Origin of the sequence: Paraburkholderia sp. SIMBA_053 (assembly GCF_046534895.1) — a bacterium.
GTDB classification, from domain to species: Bacteria; Pseudomonadota; Gammaproteobacteria; order Burkholderiales; family Burkholderiaceae; genus Paraburkholderia; species Paraburkholderia caledonica.
The window spans coordinates 1-485 of sequence record NZ_JAWRXU010000088.1 but is presented as its reverse complement, the minus strand read 5'-3'; the positions used below and the strand labels follow the sequence as shown (position 1 = coordinate 485).

1 protein-coding gene is annotated in these 485 nt (G+C 56.1%); it reads left to right on the top strand.

Annotated elements, in window-relative coordinates; genetic code table 11:
* Positions 1–216: 216 nt before the first annotated feature.
* Positions 217–485, top strand: a 269-nt coding sequence (locus SB753_RS34685) for a hypothetical protein (protein WP_410804554.1), incomplete at its 3' end; no start/stop codon positions are given.

Genomic DNA, 485 nt, shown 5'->3' with positions numbered 1-485 from the left:
AGCACGCTTTTTGGGCTTCGCGTTCTGGCTGAAGCGCCGCGCCACATTGCTAAAGCGCAAAGGTTCGGTGATCCATCGATCCTTTGCCTCGTCCCGTGCATGTGTTCAATGTACGCATGTTCTTGCTGACAGTGCCGATTCGTTGATTTTTCTCAGTGTCGAAGTGCACCGTTCGGTGCCTATACTCGGCCCCATCGCTGGCCACTATCCACGATCATGGACGCCCGGGTCTTACTCATTCCGCTTTGCATCGTCACACTGTCGTGTAACGCCATTGCGCAAGCCGCCGAGAAACCACGTGCGACCGACTCTCCCAACAACACGTATCGCAGCCCGCTCCAGCAGAACTTCGACAGGTCCATGGCCACACCACCCAAAGACGACTCGGACTTCGAAAGGCGCTGTAGAGAGATCATCCACAACTATATCGAGTCTTTCCGTCCACCGGAGCAAGATCGGGCAAACGCCGTCGTTCCGAAGTTCGG